Genomic DNA, 9068 nt, shown 5'->3' with positions numbered 1-9068 from the left:
GGCGGCGGCTTCGCCGCACCGACGCACCGGCCGGGGAACGACGCCACGACGATGTTCCGCGGGCTCTGAGCCAGGCGGGCGCTCGAGCGCCCGCACGACCGATCCCGCCCCGGGCTCCGTCGCCGCCTTCGAATCCTGCAGAAATGGCCGACCCCCTCAGCCTCGCCTGACAACAGGGGGGGTCTGCGGAGACTGAGGGGGCGGGCGTCTGAGGGGAACCGTCAATAGGCTCCTTGCCGACCGAGCATGACTCGGGCAGTGCGCCACATGATCTGCAGGTCGTTCATGACCGACCAGTTCTCGACGTAGCTGAGATCGAGGCGCACGCTCTCGTTCCACGAGAGGTCGCTGCGCCCGGAGACCTGCCAGGGGCCCGTGATGCCGGGTTTCACGTACAGGCGCCGAACGACGGCCCCATCGTAGGCCGTCACCTCCGACGGGAGCGGCGGGCGCGGCCCGACGACGCTCATGTCGCCGCGCAGCACGTTCCAGAACTGCGGGAACTCGTCGATGGAGAACTTGCGCAGCACGGCCCCGACTCGCGTCACGCGCGGATCGGACTTCATCTTGAACAGCGGCCCGGCGCCCTCGTTCTCGGCGATGAGATCGGCGAGTCGAGCCTCGGCATCGGGCACCATCGTGCGGAACTTGTACATCGTGAAGGTGCGGCCGTCGCGCCCCACCCGCTGCTGCGCGAAGAAGACCGGCCCCCGGGATTCGGCGAGGACGAGCAGCGCGACGATCGGAGCGATGAGCGCCGTCACCGCGACCCCGCAGAACGCGACGAGGAGATCGAGACCGCGTTTGAGCAGGTGATGGCCGCCCTCGTAGCTCGGGATTCCGATGTGCAGCAGCGGCAGACCGTCGATGGGGCGCAGAGAGAGCCGGGGCCCGACGACGTCGGTCACCCGGTTGGAGAGCACCAGCTCGATCGCGGTCCCCTCGAGCTCCCAGCTGAGCTCCCGGACGAACGATGGCACGCCCTCGGGCCGGCTCGCCACCATGATCGTGTCGGCACCGCTCCGCTGCGCCGCTCGCGCGACGCTGCGCGAGTCGCCGAGCGCGGGGAACGTCGACTCGCCCACGGAGATCGAGGCGCCGGAGTCGTCGAACAGCGTGGTCCCGACGACCTGGAAGCCGTTCTCACCGCCCTGGTCGAGCGTGCGGATGACGTACGCCACGTCGTCGCGATGCCCCACCACCAGGGTGCGCGAGCTGCAGCTCCCGGCGAGCCGCTGCCGGTGCAGCCAGTGCCGCCAGATCCACCGGCTGAGCAGCAGCGCGGGCATTCCCGCGGCGAGCGCCGCGACGAGCGCGCTCCGGCCGCCGGGCGTGGGCACCATCAGGATGGAGAAGGCGATCACGCCGAACGCCAGACCCGTGGCGTTCGCGACCCGACGGTACTCGGCGGTGCCCGTGCCGAGGCAGCTCGGCTCTCGCGAATGGATCGCGGCCAGCAGCCCGAGCCAGACCAGCGCGAGGATCGGCAGGAACCAGAGATCCTGCAGACTCGCCCCTCGGAAGCCGACATCCACCGCGGCTCCCGCGCTGACGCTGCACAGGATCACCGTGGCATCCGTCGCACCGAGGTTCCGATGCAGTCTGCGTTCCCAGGCCCTCCGTCGATCGGGAGCGGGCTCCCGTCGCGGGAAGAGATCGACCGACCCGGTTGGGTTTCCCCCGGCCAACCTCTCGTCGTTTCGCACCAGCATGGCGTTCCCCCTGTCCGAGTACGGATGCGTTGCGTCATCGTAGGAACGCGACGGAACCCGTTCGCGGCAAGATACGTAGCCGCTACTCAGCAGGGTCGGGAAGTGGTCTGGTCAAGGGCGCGAATCATCCCGGATCGGGCGCGTTCGCACCGTCGGGGTACGTAGTGCGTGAGGGCGGGGGCCGGCGCTCAGGCGGGCTGGCGTTCCTTCCGGAACCAGACGCGCAGCTCATCGCGGTTGCTGGCACCGAGCTTCGTGAACACGTGGCGCAGGTGCGTCTCGACGGTGCGGACCGACAGATGGAACTGCTCGGCGATCCACTTGCTCGAGTAGCCGAGCGACGCCAGCAGGGCGATCTCGCGCTCGCGCGCCGACAGTTTCGAAGTCGGCGGCAGCGGCGCCCAGATCCCGAGTTCGGAGAGCGTCCGCGCGCTCGGGGAGTCCCACGCCTCCGCCTGGCTGACGAACTCCTCGACATGCGCGAGGACGGTCACCCCGAGGGGCAGGTCGATCTGCCGGGCGAGGACCCGCAGGCGCGGCACCATCCGCTCGAACTCGAAGGGGTTCGACATGGCCCCGACGTGCAGCGCCTGCAGCTCGATCGCCGCCAGACCCTGCTCGGCCGCCCAGGCCGCGAGCCGCTTGGCGCAGACGGTCAGATCGGCGGAGTAGTTCCACTGCCGGGCGCGCAGCGTCAGCAGGCGCAGGATCCCCAGCAGAGCCGACGAGAGGCCCGGCCGGTTCCGCTCGGCCTCGCGGATCTCGCGGACGGACTCCTCCCGCTCGCCGAGTGCGGCGCACGCGAGAGCCAGCACGGCCCGCACCAGCGGCCGGAGCCCGTGCACGTCGTGCTCGGCGAGGCGATCCTGCAGTCGCTCGGCCTCCTGCGCGGCGAGCCGCCACCGGCCCTCTGCGAGCCGCAGCAGCGCACGGCCGCACTCCGTCAGACCGGAGTGGACCACCCCGGGCAGGGCGGTCTCCTCGAACTCCTCGAGGGCCACGCGGCTCGCCTCGACCGAACCGCTGCTCCAGATCGCGAGGAACCGGACGAAGCCTAGCAGGTCGGCCTCCTCCATCGGGCGCAAGCCGTACACGGCCAGGTGCCTGGCGTTCTCGGCGATGAGCATCGCCTCGGTGTACCGCCCCTCCTGGATGCGCACGATGGCGCTCACGAGCCGCGACCGCGACCGCGCGCACTCCACGCGCATCGACCCGTGCGGGTCGGTGTCAGCGCACAGGGCGTCGGCCTGGCGCAGCTCGCCCGCGCACGCCATCGCGTAGGCGCGAGCGGCGGCCACCGCCTCGACGCGCTCCTGATCCTGACCGCGCACCTGCCCGTCGAGCTCATCGAGCCGGCCCAACGCCGCCTCGGCGTCGCCCAGTTCGAAGAGCAGTTCGTCGACGAGCTCCAATTCGAGGGCCACGCTCTCCGCGGTGACGCCGATCGTCGCCCGCCGCAGACGACCCGCTGCCTCCCCCGCCAGTTCGAGCGCGTCGGCCAGCAGCGCGGGGTCGCCGAGCACGCGCGCGATGCGGCCGGCCAGCAGCGCGGCGATCGCGCTCTGCACGGCGGTGGCCTCCGGGTGCCGGGCCACGATGAGGGCGATCCTGAGCCAACGCGCCTCCTCGATGCTCTCCCGCGCCTCGAGAGCCAGCCAGAGCCAGTCGAAGGGCAGGGGGCGTTCGGCCTCGATGCCGAAGATCACCAGACGCAGGATGCGCTCCGGCGAATGCTGCGGATCCGTGCCGGACTCCTGCAGGAGCGCCTCGAAGATGCGCGTCACGACCTCGATCCGGTGCGGCGCGGGCATCTGCTCGCGGAGCGCCTCGCGGATCACGGGCGTGTCGAGCGAGAGCGCCACGGCGCCGTTGTGCATCGTCCGCGAGACGACCAGGCCGCGACGGCGCAGCGAAGTCACCGCATCGGGGTCGAGCAGCTGCAGGAGCCCCGCCTCCACGAGGGGCTCCGCCAAGGCGATCACCTCGAGCGTCGCCATCTCCTCCGCGGAGCAGGTCCCGACGAGATGCTCGGCGAACTCTTCGGGGACCGTCCGGTCGCCGGGCAGTTCCCAGACCACGCCGCGGTGTCGTCCGATGCGGCCGTGCTGCTGCAGCGCGACGGTCAGCAGGAGCAAGGAGTAGGCGTTGCCGCGGGTCAGCCGATGCCACTGGAGCAGCGTGCGGTTCTCGATCGAGTCGCTGGCGAGGATCTGCTGCAGGTAGCGCCCGCTCTCCTCGACGGTGAACGGACGGATCGGCATCTCGACCGTTCTCGGGTCGCTCGAGATCAAGGCCGCGGCCCCGGTCAGGCGGTGCGCCGTGGCGATCACGCGGATCCGACGCGAGCGGATCAGCTGGTCGAACAGGTACGCCGTCACCGGAGGGTACTCGTCGATCCCCGCCGCCACCAGCACGGGGAGCCCGCCGTCGGCGCGCGAGGAGAGCTCCTGCAGGATCCGCTGCACTGCCTGCTGCGGGTGCTCGGGATCCTCGTGCCGGGTCTCCTGGCCGGGGTCCCATTCGAACAACGCGGGCAGGTCGAGGCCGAGCAGTGCGGCGATGCCGTGCATCGGGTGGGACGGCCGGAGCAGCACGGTGACGGACACCTGCTCGCCGATCCGGTCGCCGAGCGAGTACGCCACCTCCTGCGCGATCCGACTCTTGCCGCTCCCCGGCTCGCCGATGAGCAGTACCGAGCTGCCCGCTTCGGCGAGGACCGCGGTGAGCTCGTCGATCCGCTCCGGCGTCGTGCTCGAGAAGCGGTGCGTATGCACGCCCGCCACCCAGGCATCGTGGACATCTGTGTTCACTCGTTGCCGCATCATGACCCCCATCAGCATCCGGCATCGCCGAACCGTCGGTCTCGCGACCCCCCGACACCGATATCGATTTCCCTAGTCGCGGTGCCGAATCGTTCAGCAGTCCACTCAGCGTAGACCCGGATCTGATTCTCCTAAGCAAAATAAGTACTCTCTACTTACGTATATTTCAAGAAACTCCGCCGGTGGTCTATCACGTTGTTTCCAGGATGTGATATTTGACGGTCGCATCAAGGAATATATTCATTCGACCGCCGTTGCATCCCCTATGAGCACCGCATCACCCATCTCCTCCGCCGCCGGTTCCGCCGATCCCGATCGCGTCGTCCTCGGCCTCGACACCTTCGGCGACATCACCGTCGACGGCGACGGCGCCCGCGTCCACCCGGCCCAGGTCCTGCGCGATGTCATCGAGGAGGCCGTGCTCGCGGACCGGGTCGGCGTCGACGCCATCACGCTCGGCGAGCACCACCGCGACGACTTCGCGATCTCGAGCCCGGAGATCGTACTCGGAGCGATCGCAGGCCGGACGGAGCGGATCCGGCTCGGCACCGGCGTCACCGTGCTGTCGAGCGACGACCCGGTGCGCCTCTACGAGCGCTTCGCGACGCTCGACGGTGTCAGCGGCGGTCGGGCAGAGGTGATCCTCGGACGCGGATCCTTCACCGAGTCCTTCCCCCTGTTCGGCTACGACCTCGCCGACTACGAGGAGCTCTTCACCGAGAAGCTCGAACTCTTCGGACGGCTCCGCGAGGAGGGCCCGGTGACCTGGTCAGGTCGGCACCGCTCGCCGCTCGCCGCGCAGGAGGTTCATCCGAAGACCGAGCGACCCGGCGGGGTGGCCGCCTGGATCGGCGTCGGCGGCAGCCCGCATTCGGTGCTGCGTTCGGTGCGCGCCGGGATCCCGATGATGCTCGCGATCATCGGCGGAGCCCCGGCGCGGTTCCTGCCCTTCGTCGAGCTCTACCGCAGCGCGCAGGCCGAACTGGCCTCGGGATCGGGTTCGGAATCGGGCTCGGGATCCGGCCCCGCACCCATGCCGCTCGGCGTGCACTCCCCCGGGCACGTCGCCGAGACCGACGCGCAGGCACGCGACGAGCTGTGGCAGCACTTCGCAGCGCAGCGGGAGAGGATCGGGCGCGAGCGGGGATGGCCTGCGCCGACCCGCGCGGAGTTCGAGCGCGAGGCCGACGCCGGCGCACTGCATGTCGGCTCGCCCGAGACCGTGGCGCAGAAGATCGCGGCGACCGTGCGCACCCTGGGCGCCGACCGCTTCGACCTCAAGTACGCGAACGGGACGATGCCGCACGCGCAGCTGATGTCGAGCATCGAGCTCTACGGCGGAGAGGTGATCCCGCGCGTGCGCGAGCTGCTCGCGGCCTGACCCGGCGTTCCTGTCGCGGGGCGTCGGCGCAGCGTCAGCAATCCACCGTCCGTCAGCAGTTTTCGCGGATTCTTGCTGACGCTGCGCAGATTCCTGACGCTGTGCGGATTCTCGCGCGGAGCCTACACGGTCAGCGCGATCCAGTCTCCGGTCGCGGCCTCGGTCGGCATGCCGTCGAGGATCCGGACGGTGCGCGCATCCGGGTCGGTGATCACCGTCGCCAGGGTCGCCCATCGTTCGCCGTAGCTCAGCGCCATGTCCGGAACGCAGGTCAGCGGCGGCTGGCCCGAACCCGAGACGAGCAGTTCGACCATCTCGGCGTCTCCGCCCGGCAGACCCGACCCGAGCCGCTCGCGCACGAGTTCGAGGCGCTCCGACGAGTCCGGTTCGTACAGCTCCGTCTTCTGCGCGGCCAGGGGGGTCTCGTGCTGGAAGTGGTTGGTGCGCTGCACCGAGCCGGCCCGTTCGGGGATCGGGAAGACCCCCGCCGGGCTGATCTCCACCGAGACGGACTGCGCGGAGTCGAGCATCGTGAACGCCGATGAGGAGGCGATCGGCGCCTCACGGATCAGCGCGATCGCCGCATCGACGGTCGCGCACTCGGCGAGCACGACCGAGGAGAGCACATGCATGGGCACGCCGCCCGGGCCGTCGTCCCGGTGACCGAGGATGTTGAAGTGGAGGGCGAGGCCGGCGTCGTTGACGCCGATCTTGGAGAGGATACCCTGCTCGGTGAGGCCCGCATAGCGGTGGCCGGGGCCGGCGACCTCGTGGGTGTGCCAGAAGGGGTCGAGCTCGATGTGCCAGTCCCAGGTCTGCACGCCGCGGCGATGCCCGTCGACGACAGCCGTAACGGTGGAGCACTCCGACGAGGCGCGCGGCGCCAGCGCGAGGATCTCGGTGCGCGCGTTGAGCGCGGCGACCTGCTCGAGCCCGACGCCGGCTCCCGCGGCGACCCCCTCGAACTCCGCGATCACCTCCGGTCGCCACCCCTCGATCGCGGCGAGGGAACGGTCGACGCCCGCGCGCTCGAGGCGTGCGGTGACGCCGAGCCGCCGGAACAGCTCCGCGTATTTCGCGTAGGCGACGGCGAGCGTCGGCCGCAGCGCCTCACCCCGGCGACGACCGAGCTCCGAGCGCGTCGCTCCTTCGAGGCTCAGGTGCAGGCGTCGGGTCTCGGTGTTCACGGGTCCTCCTCGTGGCGGGCGGTGCCGAGGCGCATCGGCGGGCGGCGCCTCGGGCCTATGTCGATCCTGCCAGGTCTGCCGCATGTCCGACAGGGATCGCGATCCCCAGCCGCAGGCTCCATCGCTCCACCATCGCCACCGGTGTTGCCGGTGTTGCCGGTGTCGCCGTCGTTACCGTCGCCGCCGGCACTATCGCGCAGACGAACGGAAACGGGGCCGGCGCACTGCGCCGACCCCGTCCACGATCCTCGACCGAGGGATCAGGCCGAGAGGCGATCCTTCAGGTTCTGATCGATCGTCGCGAGGAACTCCTCCGTCGTCTGGTAGCCCTGCTCCAGCCCGACGAGCAGCGCGAGATCCTTCGTCATGCTGCCCGATTCGACGGTCTTGATGACGACGTCCTCGAGGGTCAGCGCGAAGTCGATCAGCGGCTGGTTGCCGTCGAGCTTGCCGCGGTGCTGCAGACCGCGGGTCCACGCGAAGATCGAGGCGATCGGGTTCGTCGAGGTCGGCTTGCCCTGCTGGTGCTGGCGGTAGTGGCGCGTCACGGTGCCGTGCGCGGCCTCCGCCTCCACGATCCTGCCGTCCGGCGTGGTGAGCACCGAGGTCATGAGGCCCAGCGAGCCGAAGCCCTGCGCCACGGTGTCCGACTGCACGTCGCCGTCGTAGTTCTTGCAGGCCCAGACGTAGCCGCCCTCCCACTTCATGGCCGAGGCGACCATGTCGTCGATGAGGCGGTGCTCGTAGGTGAGCCCGGCGGCATCGAACTGATCCTTGAACTCGGCGTCGTAGACGTCCTGGAAGATGTCCTTGAAGCGACCGTCGTACGCCTTGAGGATGGTGTTCTTGGTCGAGAGGTAGACCGGGTAATTGCGTGAAAGGCCGTAGTTCAGCGAAGCGCGCGCGAAGTCGCGGATGGACGCGTCGAGGTTGTACTGCACCTGCGCGATGCCGTCGCCCGGTGCCTGGTAGACCTCGAACTTCTGCGGCTCCGAGCCGTCCTTCGGGGTGAACTCGACGGTCAGCGTGCCCTCTCCGGCGAACCGGAAGTCGGTGGCGCGGTACTGGTCGCCGAACGCGTGGCGGCCGATGATGATCGGCTTGTTCCAGCCGGGCACGAGCCGCGGGATGTTCGAGATGATGATGGGCTCGCGGAAGATCACGCCGCCGAGGATGTTGCGGATCGTGCCGTTGGGGCTCTTCCACATCTTCTTCAGGCCGAACTCCTCGACACGGGCCTCGTCGGGGGTGATGGTGGCGCACTTGACGCCGACGCCGTGCTTCTGGATCGCATGGGCGGCGTCGATCGTGACCTGGTCCTCCGTCTCATCGCGGTACTGGATGCCGAGGTCGTAGTACTCGAGCGTGATGTCGAGGTACGGGTGGATCAGACGATCCTTGATGAACTGCCAGATGATCCGCGTCATCTCGTCGCCGTCGAGTTCGACGACCGTGCCTTCGACCTTGATCTTCGCCAATGCTGCTCCCATATGTCGTGGTGTGTGAACCAGGGGCGTGCGGCGATGGTGGACGCCGCACGAGTGTGGCCGCTGCGACTGCGCGGCGCTCCGAGCCCGTTCGGGCCTCGTCCATCCTACCCGAGATCACAGATTTATCTCGACGTCGAGATAATCGCTTTCTCGCCGGTCCCCGTCCCGCGCCGTCCCGCCCCATCCCGGTCCTCTCTCCATCCCCCTCTCTCCCCCGCAGTTGCTCAGTAGCGAGGGGTCAGGGTGTCGCGCACCCGTCATTACTGAGCAACTGCCGGGAGGGGAGGAGCGCGGGAGAGGGAGGGGGCGCTACGCGAGGACCTCGCGCACGCGCAGGCTCGGGTCGAGCACCACGAGGTTCGCGCGCCGGCCCGGCGCGATGCCGCCGACATCGGTCCAGCCCATGACGCGCGCCTGATTCGCGGAGGTCTGCCGCACGGCGGCGATCAGCGCGGCGTCGATCGGTGCGGCGTCGG

Annotated in this window: 5 protein-coding genes; 1 reads left to right on the top strand and 4 read right to left on the bottom strand. The window is 69.6% G+C overall.

Features of this window, described 5'->3' with window-relative positions; genetic code table 11:
• Window positions 1–221: 221 nt before the first annotated feature.
• The gene (locus ACFPZL_RS07455) at window positions 222–1568 is read right to left on the bottom strand and encodes a sugar transferase (protein ID WP_236022105.1); all 1347 of its coding nucleotides are present in this window, start codon (window positions 1566–1568) and stop codon (window positions 222–224) included.
• Window positions 1569–1900: 332 nt separating this feature from the next.
• On the bottom strand, window positions 1901–4522 hold the full coding sequence (locus tag ACFPZL_RS07450) for a LuxR C-terminal-related transcriptional regulator (RefSeq protein ID WP_218116051.1): 2622 nt from the start codon (window positions 4520–4522) through the stop codon (window positions 1901–1903).
• 277 nt (window positions 4523–4799) lie between these two features.
• Between ACFPZL_RS07450 and ACFPZL_RS07445 the strand changes: the two genes are divergently transcribed.
• Window positions 4800–5915, top strand: coding sequence for an LLM class flavin-dependent oxidoreductase (locus tag ACFPZL_RS07445; protein WP_382334992.1), 1116 nt, complete (start codon window positions 4800–4802; stop codon window positions 5913–5915).
• Window positions 5916–6037: 122 nt separating this feature from the next.
• On the opposite strand, the gene ACFPZL_RS07440 is transcribed toward ACFPZL_RS07445, so the two are convergent.
• Window positions 6038–7102, bottom strand: a complete 1065-nt coding sequence (locus ACFPZL_RS07440; RefSeq protein WP_236022106.1) for a C45 family autoproteolytic acyltransferase/hydolase — start codon at window positions 7100–7102, stop codon at window positions 6038–6040.
• A 260-nt stretch (window positions 7103–7362) separates the two neighbouring features.
• Window positions 7363–8580 (bottom strand): NADP-dependent isocitrate dehydrogenase, encoded by a 1218-nt coding sequence (locus ACFPZL_RS07435; RefSeq protein ID WP_218116054.1) that lies wholly within the window; start codon window positions 8578–8580, stop codon window positions 7363–7365.
• Window positions 8581–9068 lie beyond the last annotated feature (488 nt).

The sequence above is a fragment of the Leucobacter soli genome (genome assembly GCF_042659205.1).
In the GTDB taxonomy this organism is placed as follows: Bacteria; Actinomycetota; Actinomycetes; order Actinomycetales; family Microbacteriaceae; genus Leucobacter; species Leucobacter soli.
Note: the sequence above shows the minus strand (reverse complement) of the source record. Positions and strands in the feature narration are given on the sequence as shown.